Origin of the sequence: Streptomyces sp. ISL-66 (assembly GCF_018614135.1) — a bacterium.
Taxonomy (GTDB): domain Bacteria; phylum Actinomycetota; class Actinomycetes; order Streptomycetales; family Streptomycetaceae; genus Streptomyces.
In genome coordinates, this window is the sequence record NZ_JAGGOW010000012.1 from 13,662 (window position 1) to 30,787 (window position 17,126).

Sequence of the window (17,126 nt, forward strand, 5' to 3'; positions counted from 1 at the left end):
GCCGATATCGCCCGCCCCCAGGTGGTGAAGGGTGCGGACCGAAATCAAGCATGCCGGAATGATGAATTCCAAAGGTCCTGAAATGACACCGGCCCGGCCGTGCGTCCGGTAAATGCGGACGCACGGCCGGGCCGTACCAAAAAGAATTCGATAAACCAGTCGACGGCCGGTCAGGCGGCCGGTCGGGCAGCCGGTCGGGTACGGCCCGCGGAGGCCGCGTCGATACACGCCGCTTCGGCGATCAGGATGATCTTCTCGGCGTGCGGCAACAGTCGCGCACCCGCCTCGGTGAGCTCGACCCGGCCGCCCGCGCGGTGGAAGAGCGGTGCCCCGATGAACTCCTCGAGGTTCTTGATGTGCGCGGTGACGCTGGGCTGCGAGTAGTGGAGGTTCCGGGCGGCACGAGTGAAGCTCATCTCGGCGGCCACTTCGCGGAACGAGCGTAGCTGCTGGAACTGCACGGCAGGGGCTCCCTTCTGCGAGGCTTCACGCCTCGGAGATAAGGAACATACCACGCCGCAGGTATAATTGAGTGGCTCAATACGACTGCTCTTCTGTGCGACCTTTTGCGCACATACCTGTGGCCATGCCCCCAAAGGGGGGCATGGCCACGGGTCAGCCGCTGCTTCGTGGTTGACAGCGGGTCTTGCGGAGTGGACTAGTCGGACATCTCCATCGGGGAGAGGAGGTCCCGGGCTATCTGGGGAAGGAGCCGGTCGATCAGCAGGCCGGTGCGCGGGGACCCGTCGGCCGCCCGAGGGATCACGTCCACGGCCACCGCGTGCGAGAGCACCCACGGCAGGCGCCGCTCGCAGGCGGCCAGCGCGGCCTGCCGGCCGCCGGTCTCCTGCTCCTCCTCTGGGAGCGGCACGAAGGCCACCACCAGCGTCTCGCCCACCTCGGGCAGCCGGGTGCGCATCACGGCGACGTCCTGGACGCAGGGCAGGTCCAGGAGTTCGAGTTCGAGCGCGAAGAAGGCCGTCTCGAAGTCCTCCACCAGCACGTCTTCGTAGGGCTGGTCGTCGTAGGAGGGCAGGTTCACGCGGACATCTCCTGTTGCATCGACTGCTCAAGCTGCAGGTTCAAAGTGATGATGGGCAGCACCGCGTCGAGCAGGTCGCCGGTGCGGATGCGGCCCGTCGGGCTGTACGGGATGGTGTCGACCGCGATGACGTGCGCCTGCAGCGAGGGGACCCGGCGGGCGCAGGCCGCGTTGAGCGCCTGGTAGCCGGTGGCCTCGCGGCCGACGGCCACCGCGATGAACGGCACCACGATCGCGTCGCCCAGCACCGCGCTGCTGACCCGCATGACGGCCGTGTCGCGCAGGCAGGGCAGGTTGAGCAGGTCCGACTCCAGCCGGAACAGCTCGGTGTCCACCGCCGAGTCGCGGACCACCACGGGCACTTCGGTGACCCGCCCGGTGACCACCAGGCGGCCGGTCCCGTCCACGTACCCGGCCTCGTCGGTGACCAGGAAGCGCTGCTCGCCGGCGCCGAGGTCCAGGGTGGTCGTGTTCGTCTCGCCGTCCAGGTAGCCGTCCATGACCTGGTGGCCCGCGAAGGCGAGCCGCCCGGTCTCGCCCTGGTCCAGCGGCCGCCCGTCCTCGCCGAGGACGGCGACGGCGGTCCCGAGCGTGGCGTGGCCCGACCGCGGCGGCGACACGAGCAGCTCCTCGGGGCCCATGACGGCGCTCAGCCCGGTCTCCGCGCTGCCGAGCGCGGTGTGCAGCACCGGACCCAGGCGCTCCCAGGCCGTGTTGACGCTCCAGCGGCCCAGGTGGGCACCCGGGGTGAGCAGGAACCGCAGGTGCCGGGTGCGCGGCGAGGGCTCGGCGGTCTCCGGCAGCGCGAGCAGCGCGTGCAGGGTGGAGGGGGTGATGACGCCGGAGGTGACGCGCTCGTCGACCAGCAGGGCGCTCAGGGCCTGGGGGCCGACGCCGTCCGCGAGGACCACGGTGGCGCCGACGCCGAGCATCGTGCGGGTCAGGGCGAGCGCCGTGGACTGGGCCGGCGGGGCGGAGGCCAGGTGGACGTCGTCCCGGTTGAGGCCGAACTCGTCGACCAGATCGACGAGTTGGCGGCCCTCGGTGGGGGTCCGGCGCACCGCGATCCGGGACGGGCCGTCGCTGCGCGAGGCGACCGCGAAGGACTCGTAGGGCCGCGGGGCGGGCAGGGTGCGCAGCGGTTCGGACGAGGCGAGGCGGTCGAAGTTCAGCGGCTGGTGCGCGGTGGGCGCCACCTGCGCGCCGGGCGCCGAGACCCCGTCCAGGAGGACGTGCAGGGCCTGGGGGCCGCTCGGCCAGACGAGCTGGTCGAGGGTGGCGCGGTGGCCCGAGGTCACGAAGACGACGGCCGGCTCCAGCCAGGTGAGCACCTGTCCCAGGTCGTCGGGGCCGCTGTCCGGGTCGAGCCCGGTGCAGGAGACGCCGAGCGTGGCGCAGGCGCTCATCGCGACGGCGAGCTGCCAACTGTTGCCGGCGAGGAAGACCGCGCGGACCGGGCCGTCTCCGGGGGGCAGGTGCCCGGAGAGTCCGGCCGCCGTCCGCTCCACGGTCTCCGCGAACTGGCCCCAGGTCAGCCGCACCTGGCCGTCGACCAACGCATCACGTGTCACGCCGCCCGCCGCGTGCCGACGGATGTCATCGAGCTTGATCATGTGGGTTCTCCGTGGTCGGTCAAGAGCCTCGTCTGTGGCTCGGGGCCGCGCCCATGGAAACAAACCTGCAAGAAGGTAGGCAACCGTCATCGGAAGTTCTGATATCGATGCCTGCCCTCCCATGTCGGGCTCGCGGGGGGCTCGCAGCGGGGTCGTACGGGGTCGTATGGGGTCGTATGGGGGTCGGTCGTAGGGGCTCAGGGCGGCCCGCACAGGGGCCCGCACATGCCTCTGCCGGGCGTCGATGACGCCCGGCAGTCGGGAAATGCCCTCGCCGAGGGCTCGGCGGCCGACGCCGCCCCGGGGACTACGCCGTGGCCCCCACCTGCTCCGGGACCTCGGCCTGCGCGTCGGCCTGCGCCTCGGCCTGCTCGGCGCGGATCCGCTCGAAGTCCGCCCTGACCCGCTCGGCCCGGCCGGGGGCCATGTCCAGCTGGGCCAGGACGCCCGGCAGCGCGATGATCGGGAGGATGTGCTTGAGCAGGACCGAGGTGCGCACTTCCAGGTCGGCCCAGTCGGCGAGCACCTCGGACAGCACCTGGATGCCGGTGAAGGCGCCGACGAAGAGCTCGGCGACCGAGTCCACGTCCACGTGCGCGTGGAGCTCGCCGCAGTCCTTGGCCTGGCTCAACGCGAAGCGGTTGTGCTCGATCCAGTCCCGGTAGGGCCGCAGCCTGTCCTGGTGGTGGGCGCCCCGCTCCAGCGAGAGCCGCAGGCTGCCCTGCACCACCGGATCGCCGTGGATCTGGGCGGCGAAGAGCATGCCCGAGTCGATCATTTCCTGGAGCCGGGTGCTCCGCGGCACGAGCGGGTAGCCGACCTCGTCGATCTGGCTGGCCAGCACGGCCTGGGCGAGTTCTTCCTTGCCCTTGAAGTAGTAGTAGAAAGCGCCCTTGGTCAGGCCGAGCCGCTGGTAGACGTCAGCGATGGTGGCCCCGTTGAAGCCCTTCTCCGCGAACACGGCACCTGCTGCCTCGACGATGAGCCGCCGGGTTCGTCGGGATTGCTCCTTCTGGGTCACGCTCGCTCCCTTCATGGTGTGTGGCGGTCGACGGTCCCACTTGACGAAGGCACCGAGCATGTCACTGAAGACAGCCGTTGCAAATTATACCAGGCAGCACGTATCTTGCGGCGGCCGGGACTTAACCAGCCCGGCTGCGAAAGGTAGTAATTCCCGAGGGGGGAACCATGACAATCAGTACAGACATAGGTGTGACCGCCCATAGACAGCCCGCCCGGACCCGAGAGTCCGGGCCACCGACCGTGCCGAGCTGGCTCGTACACCGTCCGACCACCTCGGACGTGTTGCTGTCAGACTGGGCGAAAACGGGCACGGATCGTTTCGCCGTCACGCTGCGCTGGCCGGAAAAGCATCCGTTCCATACCGCGCTGCACGGTTTACAACCCCCGACCCTGATCGCGGAGGCCGTCCGCCAAGCAGGCATGCTCATCGCCCACGCCGAATTCGGCGTCCCGCTCGGATACCACTTCCTGATGTCCGACCTGAACTACACGATCGAACCCGGGCTCCTGGACGCGGATGACCACTCCCCGGTCCGGATCGACGTCACCTGCTCCGAAGTGCGGCTCCGGGGCACCCGGCTCTCGGGGATGACCTGCCACATGGTCCTCGTCCGGGACGGACGGGTCATCGCGACCGGGGACGGCAGTCTGACCTGCACCTCTCCCGCGGCCTACCGCCGGCTGCGCGGCGCGTACGCGGACGCCGCCCCGGCGCACTCCGTACCCGACCCGGTACGTCCCGCGCTCGTCGGGCGGACCGCACCCGACGACGTGCTGCTGGCCCCCACGAAGGACCCCAGTTGTTGGACCCTGCGGGCGCCGACCACCAACAAGACCCTGTTCGCGCGCCCCAACGACCACGTCCCGGGGATGGTCTTGATGGAGGCCGTCCACCAGGCCGCCTTCGCGCTCATGGGCAGCATCCGGCTGTACCCCACCTCGCTGCGGCTCGGCTTCGAGCGTTATGCGGAGTTCGACGCGCCCTGCCTCATCCAGGCACAGGCCGTCAGCAGGACGCGGAGCGAGGCGCTTTCGCCGAGCGACACGATTTCCCTGCGCGTGACGGGGCACCAGTCGGGCCGACGGGTCTTCCTCGCCGTACTCGACGGGCTTCCGGTTTCCTCCTGATCTCCGCTTCCTTTTCCCATAGAAAAGCGGAATCAATGCTCCCCGATCCATCAGGCGAGACGTCCAGAGAGCGAAGTGGCGGCCGGAGCACCGGCATGCCAGCCTGTGCCATTCGCCCATGCATCCGCACCCACACCGGAGGAGGGATACTCCTGTGACCAGGCAGTGCCCGTTCGTCATCGATCCCCTCGGCCAGGACATCCACGGGGAGATCAAGAAGATCCGGTCCCGGGGCCGCGCGGTGAAAGTCGTGCTCCCCGGTGGTGTGGAGGCCTGGTCGGTCACCGACTACGCACTCGTGAAACGCCTGCTCACGGACCCCCGGGTCTCGAAGGACGCCTACCGGCACTGGCCGGCGTGGATCAAGGGCGAGGTATCCGAGAAGTGGCCGCTCGCCATCTGGGTCTCGGTCCAGAACATGGTCACCGCCTACGGCGAGGAGCACGCCCGCCTGCGCAAGCCCGTGGCCCGCGAGTTCACCACTCGCCGGGTCGCGGCGCTGCGGCCGCGCGTCGAGGAGATCGCCTCCGGTCTGCTGGACCGCCTCGAACTGGCGCCGGCCGGCGAACCGGTGGACCTGCGCGAGGAGTTCGCACACGTCCTGCCCCACCAGGTCGTGTGTGAACTGTTCGGCATACCCGCCGACGCACGGCAGCGCCTGCAGGAGATCATCGCCAACTTCTTCGCCACCTCGGCGACCCCCGAGGACGCGATGGCCAACGGGATCGCCCTGTACGGAACCATGACCGAACTGGTCGCGTACAAGAGGGAGAACCCCTCCGACGACCTGACCTCGGCACTCATCTCCGAGTGCGACTCGGGCTCGTCGCAGATGAGCGAGAAGGAACTCCTCGACAACCTCATCCTCCTGTTCACCGCCGGGTACGAGACGACGGTGAACCTCATCGACAGCGCCGTCGCCCGTTTGCTGTCGCACCCCGACCAGCTCGCGCTCGTACTCTCCGGCGAGGGCTCGTGGCAGGACGCCATCGACGAGACCCTGCGCGTGGACCCGCCCGGCGCGCACAGCATCCTGCGCTACGCCGTCGAGGCCATCGAGATCGACGACGACGTGACGATCCCGCAGGGCGACGCGATCGTCATCTGCTTCGCGGGCGCGGGCCGCGATCCGCTGCACCACGGCGAGGACGCGGACGTCTTCGACCTCACCCGCGCCACCCGGGGCGACCACGTGTCCTTCGGCTACGGGGCGCACTACTGCCTCGGCGTGACGCTGGCCCGCATGGAAGTCGCCGTCGCCCTGTCGTCCCTCTTCGAACGGTTCCCGGAGATCTCCCTGGCCGTGCCCGTCGAAGCCCTGCTGCCGAAGTACTCGTTCGTCTCGAACGGCCACCTCTCGCTGCCCGTCCTGCTGGGCCCTTCCCGGGGGAGCGATTCCGGCCACTGAGGCCGGTCCGGCCCGACCGGGACGCGAAGACTTGCCGTCATGACGAAAGGTTTCGACATGACGGCGAACAGCGGACTCCTGACGGGCAAGCGCGCCCTGATCACCGGCGCGAGCAGCGGCATCGGGGCGGCAGCGGCCCGGCTGTTCTGCGAGAACGGTGCCTCGGTGCTCCTGGTCGCCCGGCGCGAGGGAGAACTCGCGGTCATCACAAAGGAGTTGACGGCCAAGGGCTTCACCGCCGCCTACGCGGTCACGGACGTCTCGCGCACCGAAGAGGTCAAGCGGGCGGTGGACCGGGCGGTGGAGCTCTTCGGCGGTCTGGACATCGCCTTCAACAACGCGGGCGCGGGGGCCGCCCCCGCGCCGCTGCACCTCATGGAGGACGCGGACTTCGAGGCCGTGATGGCCACCAATGTGCTCGGCACCTGGAACTGCATGAAGCACGAGATCGCCGCGATGCTCGCGAACGGCGGTGCGATCGTGAACAACAGCAGCGTCGCCGGACTCGTCAACACCCCGGCGGCCGCCCCGTACATCGCCTCCAAGCACGCGGTCATCGGCCTCACCAAGGCCGCCGTGGAGTACGCCGCCCAGGGCGTCCGCGTCAACGCCATCGCGCCCGGCACCACGCGCAGCGAGATGATGGGCCAGTGGTTCGACCTGAACCCGGGCCTGGAGCAGCAGTTGCACGCGATGGCCCCGCTGCCGCGTACGGCGGACCCGCGCGAGATCGCGTACGCGGCCGCGTGGCTCCTCAGCGACCAGGCGTCCTTCGTGGTCGGCGCGACGGTACCGGTGGACGGCGGCTGGACGGCCCGCTGAACCGACACCGGGGGCGCCGAGGACGGCCGGCACCGTTAACGGCGTTAATGCCCTTGACGCGTTGACGCCGTTAACGCCGTTAACGGTCGGCGTACGGCGCCGATTTCGACGCCCACCCGCCCTGACCTGGCCCGTTCGGGGCCGCGACGTACGAGATCAAGCCAATACCGCAGCCCCCACCTCCCTCCCGACGTGCACGAACACCCGATCACCCCGACCGGCCCTCTGCCGTCGGCCGAAAAGAGCTCAGTAAAGTACGGTGATCGTTTTATTTGTCGCCGAAATCGGGGGAACTCATGACAAATGCCCAGCGTGATCGCGCGGTCCGCAGATCCGGCGTGATCGTCCTGACCGGGGCCACCGGTTTCATCGGCTCCGCCGCCCTCGAGGACCTCGTCCGCCGCCCCGGCGTCCGCGTACGCGCCCTCGCCCGCACCCCCGGCGAAGCGCGCGAAGGCGTGGAGTGGGTGGGGGCGGATCTGGCCGATCCCGCCTCGCTGCGCGGGGTCTGCGAGGACGCGACCGCGCTGGTGCACCTGGCCTCCTACATCGGACCGGACGCGGAGCGCTGCCGCACGGTCAACGTCGAGGGCGGCGCCGCCCTCCTGGACGAGGCCGCGCGGGCGGGGGTCAAGCGCGTGATCCACCTGTCCACCGCCGCGGTCTACGGGAGCCGCCCGCACCGCGGCATCGAGGTGGACGAGGTCCCCACGGATCCGGCGTCCGCCGCGAGCCGCACCCGGCTGGAGTCGGAGGCCCCGGTGCTGGCCTCCGGCGGGGTCGTCCTGCGGCCGGGCCTGGTCCTCGGCGCCGGCGACCGCTGGGTGGTACCGGCGCTGGCCGAGCTCCTGAGCCGGGTCCCCGCCCGCTGGGACGGCGGCCGCGCCCTGCTCTCCGTCGTGGACGTCACCGAGCTGGCCCGGCTGATCGGCGCCCTCGCGTCCGCCGCGGACCCGGTCCCCGGCGGGATCTACCACGCCAGCCACCCCGTCCCCGTGACCACCGGCGCCCTGACCCAGGCGCTGACCGCCCACGGGGTACTGCCGGCGGTGACCCGGGACTGGCCGTGGGAACGCTGCCTGGAGGAACTGCGCGCCCACCCGGGCCGGGTGACCGAGCGCCAGTTCGGCCTGCTGGCCCGCGACTACTGCCAGAGCAGCGAACCCGTCTGGCGCCTCGCAGGCGTCCGCCCCGAGACCGACCCCCTGGCCTTCCTCGCCGCGGCCTCCCCCTGGTACCGCGCCCACCTCGCGGGGGCGTGACCCCGGGAACCGCATCCGCGGGTCCGGCGTCGTCGTAGCATGCGGCACCGCGCGAGGGGGCCGGGAACGGAACGGGGACGACCCCATGGCTCAGGCAGACACAGACACGGGCAGGACCCCCCGGCCGGGACCCGGGCCACGACGCGAACCCGGGTCTGGCCCCGGCCCCGGGCGGCGCCGCCGCCCCCGCCTCCCCGGCCGCCCGGTCCACCGGCTCACCGCCCTCGCCGTGCTCGTCGCCGCCCTGCTCGCCTTCCCCTCCGCCGTGCCCAACACCGCCGGCCACCTCGGCAGTCTGCTGGAGACCTTCCTCCCCTGGCTCGGCCTCGCCGTCCCCCTCCTCCTCGGCCTCGCGCTGCTGCGCCGCTCCGCCGTCGCCGCGCTCGCGCTGCTGCTCCCCGCGGCCGCCTGGCTCGGCCAGGTCGGCGGCCTCCTCGTACCCGCCGGGGCCGACGGCCCCGGCAGCGAAGGCAGCGGCGGCGGCCGGACCGAGATCGTCGCCGTCCAGCACAACGTCGGCGACGACAACCCGGACCCGGCCGGAACCGCCCGCGCCCTCGCCGCCGCCCGCGCCGACCTGATCGCCCTGGAGGAGCTGACCCCCTCCGCCCTGCCGGCCTTCACCGCCGCCCTCGCCACCGACTACCCCCACCACGCCACCCACGGCACGGTCGGCCTCTGGTCGAAGTACCCGCTCACCGACGTACGCCCCGTGGACATCAGACCGGCCGGCCTGGGCCCCGACTGGAACCGGGCCCTGCGCGCGAGCGCCACCACCCCGCGCGGACCCGTCGCCGTGTACGTGGCCCACCTGCCGTCGCTGCGCCTCGGCCCCTCCGGCCTCGGCTCAGGCCGGCGCGACGCGAGCGCCGTGCTGCTCGGCGCCGTACTCGCCGCGGAGCCCGCCGACCGGGTCGTCCTGCTCGGGGACCTCAACAGCACCGTCGACGACCGCGGCCTGGACCCGGTCCGGGCCTCCCGGCTGAACGCACCCGAGTCGGGCTTCGCGTTCAGCTGGCCCGCGTCCTTCCCGCTGGCCCGGATCGACCAGGTCCTGGCCCGCTCGGGCACGGTGACGGCCATCCGCACGCTCCCCGCCACCCGCAGCGACCACCTGCCCGTCCGTGCGGTCATACGCTTCGGTTAGCGTGCGGCCATGACTGAATTCGGACGGGTGGCAGACGCATCGCTGCTCCGCACGGAACGGGTCCGGGGCGACGGGGCCGCGGCTCCGAAACCGCCCTGCGCGACTGGCAGTACGTGCACAACCTGATCATTCCCACGGACGAGCTGCCGCTCGAAGTCGTACGGGAGCGCGCCGGGCGGAACGTCCTGGAGGCGGCCTACCTCGGCGACACCCTCGTCGGATGCATGACGGTCCGCCCGCCGGCCGACGGCAACGCGACCGCCACCGTGATCGCCCGGATCCTGCCCGCGCACCGGGGCCGGGGACTCGGGCGCGCCCTGTACGAACGGGGCCTCGCCCAGGCCCGGCAGCTCGGAGCCGAGGTCATCGAGACCGTCGTCCTCGCCTCCAACCCGGAGGGCCTGACCTTCGCCCGTGCGAACGGCTTCGTCGAGTTCGACCGCTACGTCCTCCCCGGCGACACCATCCCCTTCGTCGACCTCCGCCTCGTCGGCCGGGACGGTTTGCCGGGCATCGCGACCCGGTGAACCTGTCCGGCCTCAGCACTAGACGGCAACCCGCCGCTTCCGGGAGACGGCGACGCCGGCCAGGCAGATCGCGCCGCCCAGCAGGGTCATCCCTGTCGGGATCTCGTCGAGGGCGATCCAGGCGATGAGCACCACGACCGCGGGCACGGCGTACGTCGTCGCGCCCATCTTCCCGGCGGTGGTCCGCGACAGCGCGTACGACCAGGTGGTGAAGGCAAGGGCGGTCGGGAAGAGTCCCAGGTAGACCATGTTGAGGGTGGCGGCGAGCGGCGCCCCCGGAAGCTGGTCGACGAGCTGCCAGGCGAAGGGCAGCGTGACGGCGGTGCCGACGAAGCAGCCGTACGTGGTCACCTGGAGCGGGCTCGCGTACCGCAGGGCCGGTTTCTGCGAGACGACCCCGGCCCCGTAGGTGAGCGCGGCGAGCAGGCAGAGCAGTACGCCGCCCAGCGAGGCGGATCCCCCGCCGGAGGTGGACAGTCCGACCACGACGGCCCCCGCGAAGGAGACGGCCATGCCCGCCAGCAGCATCGGCGGGAACCCCTCCTTCAGCAGCCAGCCGCTGAGCAGGGCGATCAGGATCGGGCCGATGTTCACGATCATGGCCGCGGTGCCGGCGTCCACGAGCTGCTCGCCCCAGTTCAGCGTCACCATGTACAGGCCGAACCACAGCACCCCGGAGGCCAGGATCCCGGGCCACGCCCGCTTCGGCGGCGGCGGTACCCGCTTGACGAGCAGGACCAGCCCGAGCACGAGCGCGGCCGTCAGCAGGCGTCCGAACGCGAGCGCTCCGGGCCCGAAGTGCGCGGCGGCGGACCGGATGGAGACGAAGGCGGAAGCCCACAGCACTACGGTCACCGCGGCGGCTATCAGCGCGCGCCGGTCGGCCCCGGGCCCGTCAGGGGAATTGTCCATGCGTGCAAGTTACCGGCCTTCGGAGCCATGTCCGCCGACTGTCCTACGACAGGTCCTTCGTCTCGCCGGCCGGCGTCAGATCGACGAGCGTGCCCGCGATGCCCTGCCCCTCGAACGCCTTCACGAGGGAGGCGATGTCCTCGGAGTAGATGTTCCAGCTGTCGGTGTGCACCGGGACCACGAGGCGGGCGTCGAGGTCCTTCGCCACCAGCGCCGCGTTCGCTGAGGTGAGGGTGAGCGGGGCGTTGTCCAGGATCGCGGGCGTCCGGGCGGCGCCGGCGAAGAGGACGGCCGTGTCGATGGGGCCGAGCTCCGCCTTGATGCGGTCGCCGACCTGCTTGGCGACCTTCACCGAGGCGTTGTCACCCGAGATGTAGGTGGTGGGCACGCCCTCACCGCTCAGCACGAAACCTGTGACCTCGCCGTCCTCGCCACGGTCCACGCCGTCGGGACCGTGCAGGGCGGGCACCGCGGTGACCTTGACCGTCCCGCCGGCGCCCTTCAGCTCATGGAAGTCCCAGTTCTCCAGGCCCGTGACATGAGTACCCAGACGCCTCCGCGCTCCCGGCGTGGAGAGCACGACGGGCACCTCGTTGAGGAGCTCGCGGCCCTTGTCGTCGAGGTTGTCGTCGTGCTGGTCGTGGGAGAGCAGTACGGCGTCGATCTTGCCGATCCCGTCCGTTCCGAAGGCGGGAGCCTGGATCTTCTCGAGGCCGCTCTCGTACTTCTTGGGCTCGTCGAAGGCCGGGTCCACCAGGATGCGCAGCCCGGCGACCTCGAGGATCACGGTCGGGCCACCCACGTGCGTCACGGTGAACACGTCGGCCGGGGTCGGTGCAGGGCTCATGGGGATACCAGCTCTCTCGCTACGAAACAGTCGGGCACCTTGTAAGCGGGTTGCCCTTTCAGACGTGTCGAACGCTAACACATCTCGTAATCATCGATAACAAACGACCTCATCACTCCCCCCCTCCCCGCACCGATCCCCGCGCAGTCCCATCCGTCACTCCTGTTAGCGTTGCTATCGTTGGAGCCATGTCAGCCATGCCAGCCATGCCAACGGCCCGAGAGCGCATCTTGGAAGCCACCGCGGAACTGCTCGCCACCAAGGACGCCCTGGCGATCTCCACCCGCGCCATCTGCGACCGGGCCAAGGTCGGAATGCCCGAGATCTACCGCCAGTTCGGCGACAAGGAAGGGCTGCTCATCGCGGTCGCCGACATCGGCTTCGAGCGCTTCCTCGCCAACAAGCGGCGCAATCCCCTCACCGACGACCCGGTGGCCGACCTGCGCACGGCGTGGGACAGCCACGTCACCTTCGCCCTGCGCAATCCCCACCTCTACCGGCTGATGTTCACGCCGACGGGAGACGCGAAACCGCAGTCGATCAAGGAAGCACAGGCCCTGCTCCTGTCGGCCGTGGAGCGGTGTCGCGACGCCGGGCGACTGCGCACGACCCCCGAACTGGCCGGCCAGTCGATCCTCTCCGCCAACGTGGGCGTGTGCCTGATGGCCCTGTCCTTCCCCGAGCCGTTCGGGGGCCTCGACATCTCCCAGTCGGTCCGCGACGCCGTGATCGGGAAGGTCACCGGCGACGAGCGGGAAGACACCCGGATCGGCACCGCGACCGTCCTCGCACAGGCCCTGGTCGGCACCCTCACCGGAACGGCCCCCGTGGACGACACCGCCCTCGACCACCTGACCCGCGGCGGGCGGGGAGGTAGTTGGTCAAGTAGGTAGGTGTCCGTGGGGTCAGCCGTCCGCCAGCAACAGCTTCTTCTGCGGCTTGCCCATCGCATTGCGCGGGATCGCCGCCACGAACCGCACCTCGCGCGGCCGCTTGTGCACCGACAGGTGCGCGGCGACGAAGTCGGTGAGTTCCGCCCCCGTCACTCCCTCGGCCACCACGAACGCGACGATCCGCTGCCCCAGATCGGCGTCCGGCAACCCGACCACCGCCGCCTCGCTCACCCCGGGGTGGTCCAGCAGCGCGTTCTCGATCTCGCCCGCGCCGATCCGGTAGCCGCCCGACTTGATCAGGTCGATGGAGGCCCGGCCCACGATCCGGTGGACGCCGTCCGCCTCGTCGACGGCCGCGATGTCCCCCGTACGGAACCACCCGTCCTCCGTGTACGCGGCGGCCGTGGCCTCGGGCCGGCCCAGATAGCCCGCGAACAGCGTGGGCCCCGTGAGCTGGAGCTCGCCGATGTCCGCGCCCGCCTCCGCCACGATGCGCGTACGGATGCCGGGGAGCGGGGTGCCGACCGTACCGGGCCGTACTTCGCCGCCCGCCCGCCCGCTGATCGTGATCAGCGTCTCCGTCATGCCGTAGCGCTCCACGGGACGCAGCCCGGTCAGCCGCTCCAGGTCCCGGAAAACGGGTGCGGGCAGCGCCGCGCTGCCGGAGACGAGCAGCCGGGCCCCGCCCAGCGCGGCCGCGGCCTCCGGAGCCCCGGCGATACGGGACCACACGGTCGGAACCCCGAAGTACAGGCTCCCTCCGGCCGCCGCGTAGGCCCCGGGGGTGGGCCGCCCGGTGTGCACGAGGCGGCTGCCGGTGCGCAGGGCGCCGAGCACTCCGAGGACCAGGCCGTGCACGTGGAACAGCGGCAGTCCGTGCACGAGCGTGTCCTCGGCACTCCACTGCCAGGCCTCGGCGAGCGCGTCGAGGTCGGCGGCGACCGCCTCGGCGGTCAGCACGACGCCCTTGGGCGGCCCGGTGGTTCCCGAGGTGTAGAGGATCAGCGCCGCGGCGGCGGGGTCGGGGGCCGGAACGGAAAGGGAGCGGTCCGAGCGACGCGCGAAGTGCACGTCAACGAGCACGGCCCCGGAATCCCGCAGGATGTGCTCCCGCTCGGCCGGCCCGGCATCGGGCGGCAGCGGTACGAAGGGCACCCCGGCGAGCAGCCCCCCGACGACGGCGGCAACGGTCTCCAGCGAAGCAGTGGCCGTCACCGCAAAGGCAGGCGCCCCCGCGACATCGGCGGCCACCGCACGAGCGGCCCCGAGCAACGCCTCGTAGGAAGCCCCCCGCCCATCCACCCGCAGGGCATCGGCCCGATCCCCATAGACCCCGGTAAGCGCGGTCAGCACTGACTCCCCCTAGGAGCTCCGAAGATGCCGTCAACCGCCCCCCAGGCTACAAACCCACACCCCGAACCGCCCCGAACCCAGCGGCGCGGGCCCAAATCCAGCCCCGCCGGCGTTTGAGGCGCGGGGTCTGGGGCGGAGCCCCAGGAAACCCCGGGCGCAGCCCGGCCCTCCCCGGGTCCGGGCGGAGCCCGGGGAACGGAGGAAGGGCGGGTCGGGGACAAGCCCGCGCAGCGGCACACCACCACGGGACAGCCCGCCCCACACCCGCACCCACCCACCAGCGCGGGATTACCTCAGATCAGCCCCTGCGCCAGCATCGCATCCGCCACCCGCTCAAACCCGGCAATATTCGCCCCGGCCACATAATCCCCGGCGGCCCCATACCGCTGCGCGGTCTCGTACGACACCGCGTGAATGTCCCGCATGATGCCCGCCAGCTCCTCCTCGACCCGCTCCGCACTCCACGCCACCCGCCCGGCGTTCTGCGCCATCTCCAGCGCGCTCACCGCGACCCCGCCCGCGTTCGCCGCCTTGCCGGGCCCGAAGGCAACCCCGGCGGACTGCAACAGACGCACCGCGTCCGGCACCGTCGGCATGTTCGCGCCCTCCGACACCGCCTTGACCCCGTTCGCGATCAGCGTCCGCGCATCGGCCTCGGTCAACTCGTTCTGCGTGGCCGAAGGGAAGGCGACCTCCGCCGCGACGTCCCAGACCCGGCCGCCCGGCACGAACCGCGCCGACGGCCCGCGCCGCTGCGCGTAGTCGCTCACGCGGCCGCGTTCGACCTCCTTGATCTGCTTCAGCAGCGCGAGGTCGATGCCCTTCTCGTCGATGACGTAGCCCTGGGAGTCGGAGGCGGTCAGCGGGTTCGCGCCCAGCTGCTGGAGCTTCTCGATCGTGTAGATGGCGACGTTGCCGGAACCCGACACGATCGCCGTCAGCCCGTCGAGCGACAGCCCCTTGACCGCCAGCATCTCGGCGGCGAAGAGCACGCTGCCGTAGCCGGTGGCCTGCGGGCGGATCAGCGAGCCACCCCAGCCCTGGCCCTTGCCGGTCAGGACGCCGGCCTCCCAGCGGTTGGTGATGCGCCGGTACTGCCCGAAGAGGTAGCCGATCTCGCGGCCGCCGACGCCGATGTCGCCCGCCGGGACGTCGGTGTGCTCCCCGATGTGGCGGTGGAGCTCGGTCATGAACGACTGGCAGAAGCGCATGACCTCGGCGTCGGACTTGCCGCGCGGGTCGAAGTCGCTACCGCCCTTGCCGCCGCCGATGCCGAGCCCCGTCAGCGCGTTCTTGAAGATCTGCTCGAAGCCGAGGAACTTCACCACACCGATGTCCACGGAGGGGTGGAAGCGCAGGCCGCCCTTGTACGGGCCGAGCGCGCTGTTGAATTCGACGCGGTAACCGCGGTTGACGTGGACGTGACCGCGGTCGTCCTGCCACGGAACCCTGAAGATGATCTGCCGCTCCGGCTCGGTGAGCCGCTCCAACAGGGCCACGCCCGGCTCGGCGTACTCGGGGCGCGCCGCGAACACCGGGGCCAGGGTGTCCAGGACCTCGCGCACGGCCTGGTGGAACTCGGGCTGGGCGGGGTTGCGCCGCTCGATGTCACCGCGCAGCGCGTCCAGTCGGCTCTGGGGGTCCTTGGGGTCCGTCACGGTCTGTTCCTCCTGGGTTGCGGTACCGGGACCGGCGCGAGATGCGGCTCGCCGCTCCGGCGCCGTCTTCCGCATGACGGAAACCGGCGGCCGGGACACAGCCCCAGCCGGAGAGTACCGTGCCCGCGAACCGGGACCACGAGCCTTTCCAGCCCCCTCAACGGGAGCCTTCGGCCACCGGATCCGCAATCGTGGCCCAAAGGATTCCCCGCCCACCTGGACCCACCCTGGACCCAGCCTGGACCCGACCTCGCCCCTGACATGGCCCCGCCCTCACCCGTCGGCCCCCACCCCCGGACCGAGGCCGTCGGCGACCCGTGGACATGACCATGAAGATCGGCATAGACAGGGGCATGGACATGGACATGGACACCGCACGGCTCACCGCCCTCGTCTGCGCGACGCTCACCACGGGCCTGATGGCCGGCCTGTTCTTCGCCTTCGACGTCTCGGTGATGCCGGCCCTCAAGCGCTCCGACGACCGGACCCTCATCTCGGTCATGCAGCGCGTCAACACGTCCATCATCAACGGCTGGTTCATGCTCGCCTTCCTCGGCGCGCTCCTCTTCACCACCCTCGCGCTGGCCCTGCACCTGCCCGCCGGCGAGCACGCCGTACTGCCCCCACTGACCGGCGCCTTGGTCGCGTACGTACTGGCCCTCGCGGTGACCGGCCGGGTGAACATCCCGCTCAACAACGCCCTGGAGGCAGCCGGCGACGCCGAGCGGATCGCCGAACCGTCCGCCGTGCGCCAGGCCTTCGAGACGAAGTGGGTGCCCGCCAACCGCTGGCGCACCGCCCTGTGCACGGCCGCCCTCACCTGTCAGGCCTGGGCCCTGCTGGCAGCATCCACGTAGTCCCCCGCAGCAGGTACCCGCACAAGCCCTCAACGCGACCGCGAAGGCGGCGACCAGCGCGGCGAAGTGACCGCGGAAGGCGAGCACCGCCCCCGCCGAGCTGCGTGTAGTGCGCCCGTAGGCTGCGGGGATGACCAACCCCACCCCAACTCCGTCGTCCCTCCGCCTCGAACCGGTCACCACGGAAAACTTCGACGCCGTCTGCGCGGTGTCGGTCCGCTCCGACCAGGCACACCTCGTGGCCCCGGTCGTGAAGTCGCTGGCCGAGGCGTACGTTCACGCAGAGACGGCCTGGCCCCGGGCGATCGTCGACGGCGACGAGGTCGTCGGCTTCGTGATGGCCTTCCTCGACATCGCCTGGAACGCGGCCGCGGACCCCCGCGACATCCGCTCCGGCCTGTGGCGCCTGAACATCTCGGCCGCCCACCAATCCAAGGGCTACGGCCGCTTCGCGGTCGCGGCGGTCACCGCCGAACTCCGCCGCCTCGGCGCCACCCACGCCTACGTCACGTGGGAACCGGGCCCCGGCTCCCCCGAACCCTTCTACCTCGCCCTGGGCTTCCGCCCGACGGGCGAGGAAAGCGCGGGCCAAAAGGTCGCCGTCCTGAAACTCCCGACGGCCTGAGTGCCGGTT

17 protein-coding genes are annotated in these 17,126 nt (G+C 71.2%); 9 read left to right on the top strand and 8 right to left on the bottom strand.

Features of this window, described 5'->3' with window-relative positions; genetic code table 11:
• Nucleotides 1-170 precede the first annotated feature (170 nt).
• The 4 genes from J7E97_RS36530 to J7E97_RS03045 form a co-directional block, all read right to left on the bottom strand.
• Nucleotides 171-461, bottom strand: coding sequence for a LysR family transcriptional regulator (locus J7E97_RS36530; protein WP_215021923.1), 291 nt, complete (start codon nt 459-461; stop codon nt 171-173).
• A 197-nt stretch (nt 462-658) separates the two neighbouring features.
• The gene (locus J7E97_RS03035) at nt 659-1,042 is read right to left on the bottom strand and encodes a hypothetical protein (protein WP_215021925.1); all 384 of its coding nucleotides are present in this window, start codon (nt 1,040-1,042) and stop codon (nt 659-661) included.
• Nucleotides 1,039-2,655: a class I adenylate-forming enzyme family protein gene (locus J7E97_RS03040; RefSeq protein ID WP_215021927.1), complete on the bottom strand. Its 1,617-nt coding sequence runs from the start codon at nt 2,653-2,655 to the stop codon at nt 1,039-1,041. The genes J7E97_RS03035 and J7E97_RS03040 overlap by 4 nt, the downstream gene beginning before the upstream one ends.
• 307 nt (nt 2,656-2,962) lie before the next feature.
• Entirely contained in the window at nt 2,963-3,676 is a 714-nt protein-coding gene (locus tag J7E97_RS03045; RefSeq protein ID WP_215021930.1) for a ScbR family autoregulator-binding transcription factor, read from the bottom strand.
• 167 nt (nt 3,677-3,843) lie between these two features.
• On the opposite strand from J7E97_RS03045, the gene J7E97_RS03050 reads away from it, so the two are divergent.
• The 6 genes from J7E97_RS03050 (at nt 3,844) to J7E97_RS03075 (ending at nt 9,972) form a co-directional block, all read left to right on the top strand.
• The gene (locus tag J7E97_RS03050) at nt 3,844-4,806 is read left to right on the top strand and encodes a ScbA/BarX family gamma-butyrolactone biosynthesis protein (RefSeq protein WP_285427791.1); all 963 of its coding nucleotides are present in this window, start codon (nt 3,844-3,846) and stop codon (nt 4,804-4,806) included.
• 154 nt (nt 4,807-4,960) lie between these two features.
• On the top strand, nt 4,961-6,214 hold the full coding sequence (locus J7E97_RS03055) for a cytochrome P450 (protein ID WP_308346269.1): 1,254 nt from the start codon (nt 4,961-4,963) through the stop codon (nt 6,212-6,214).
• A 39-nt stretch (nt 6,215-6,253) separates the two neighbouring features.
• Complete coding sequence (locus J7E97_RS03060) at nt 6,254-7,036, top strand: SDR family NAD(P)-dependent oxidoreductase (RefSeq protein ID WP_251053700.1); 783 nt, start codon at nt 6,254-6,256, stop codon at nt 7,034-7,036.
• A 296-nt stretch (nt 7,037-7,332) separates the two neighbouring features.
• On the top strand, nt 7,333-8,298 hold the full coding sequence (locus J7E97_RS03065; RefSeq protein WP_215021936.1) for an NAD(P)-dependent oxidoreductase: 966 nt from the start codon (nt 7,333-7,335) through the stop codon (nt 8,296-8,298).
• An 85-nt stretch (nt 8,299-8,383) separates the two neighbouring features.
• On the top strand, nt 8,384-9,445 hold the full coding sequence (locus tag J7E97_RS03070; RefSeq protein ID WP_215021938.1) for an endonuclease/exonuclease/phosphatase family protein: 1,062 nt from the start codon (nt 8,384-8,386) through the stop codon (nt 9,443-9,445).
• 113 nt (nt 9,446-9,558) lie between these two features.
• Entirely contained in the window at nt 9,559-9,972 is a 414-nt protein-coding gene (locus J7E97_RS03075; protein ID WP_308346270.1) for a GNAT family N-acetyltransferase, read from the top strand.
• Nucleotides 9,973-9,990: 18 nt separating this feature from the next.
• On the opposite strand, the gene J7E97_RS03080 is transcribed toward J7E97_RS03075, so the two are convergent.
• Both J7E97_RS03080 and J7E97_RS03085 read right to left on the bottom strand, forming a co-directional pair.
• Nucleotides 9,991-10,884: a DMT family transporter gene (locus J7E97_RS03080; protein WP_215021941.1), complete on the bottom strand. Its 894-nt coding sequence runs from the start codon at nt 10,882-10,884 to the stop codon at nt 9,991-9,993.
• Nucleotides 10,885-10,927: 43 nt separating this feature from the next.
• Nucleotides 10,928-11,731, bottom strand: coding sequence for an MBL fold metallo-hydrolase (locus J7E97_RS03085; protein ID WP_215021943.1), 804 nt, complete (start codon nt 11,729-11,731; stop codon nt 10,928-10,930).
• Between the two features lie 188 nt (nt 11,732-11,919).
• On the opposite strand from J7E97_RS03085, the gene J7E97_RS03090 reads away from it, so the two are divergent.
• Nucleotides 11,920-12,624 (top strand): TetR/AcrR family transcriptional regulator, encoded by a 705-nt coding sequence (locus J7E97_RS03090; RefSeq protein ID WP_251053701.1) that lies wholly within the window; start codon nt 11,920-11,922, stop codon nt 12,622-12,624.
• Nucleotides 12,625-12,636: 12 nt separating this feature from the next.
• Here the strand turns inward: J7E97_RS03090 and J7E97_RS03095 are convergent, their stop codons facing one another.
• The gene (locus J7E97_RS03095) at nt 12,637-13,977 is read right to left on the bottom strand and encodes an AMP-binding protein (protein ID WP_215021945.1); all 1,341 of its coding nucleotides are present in this window, start codon (nt 13,975-13,977) and stop codon (nt 12,637-12,639) included.
• A 293-nt stretch (nt 13,978-14,270) separates the two neighbouring features.
• Entirely contained in the window at nt 14,271-15,635 is a 1,365-nt protein-coding gene (gdhA, locus tag J7E97_RS03100) for an NADP-specific glutamate dehydrogenase (protein ID WP_215021947.1), read from the bottom strand.
• A 329-nt stretch (nt 15,636-15,964) separates the two neighbouring features.
• Between gdhA and J7E97_RS03105 the strand changes: the two genes are divergently transcribed.
• Both J7E97_RS03105 and J7E97_RS03110 read left to right on the top strand, forming a co-directional pair.
• On the top strand, nt 15,965-16,492 hold the full coding sequence (locus tag J7E97_RS03105; RefSeq protein WP_251053702.1) for a DUF1772 domain-containing protein: 528 nt from the start codon (nt 15,965-15,967) through the stop codon (nt 16,490-16,492).
• A 130-nt stretch (nt 16,493-16,622) separates the two neighbouring features.
• Nucleotides 16,623-17,117 (top strand): GNAT family N-acetyltransferase, encoded by a 495-nt coding sequence (locus J7E97_RS03110; RefSeq protein ID WP_215021951.1) that lies wholly within the window; start codon nt 16,623-16,625, stop codon nt 17,115-17,117.
• Nucleotides 17,118-17,126 lie beyond the last annotated feature (9 nt).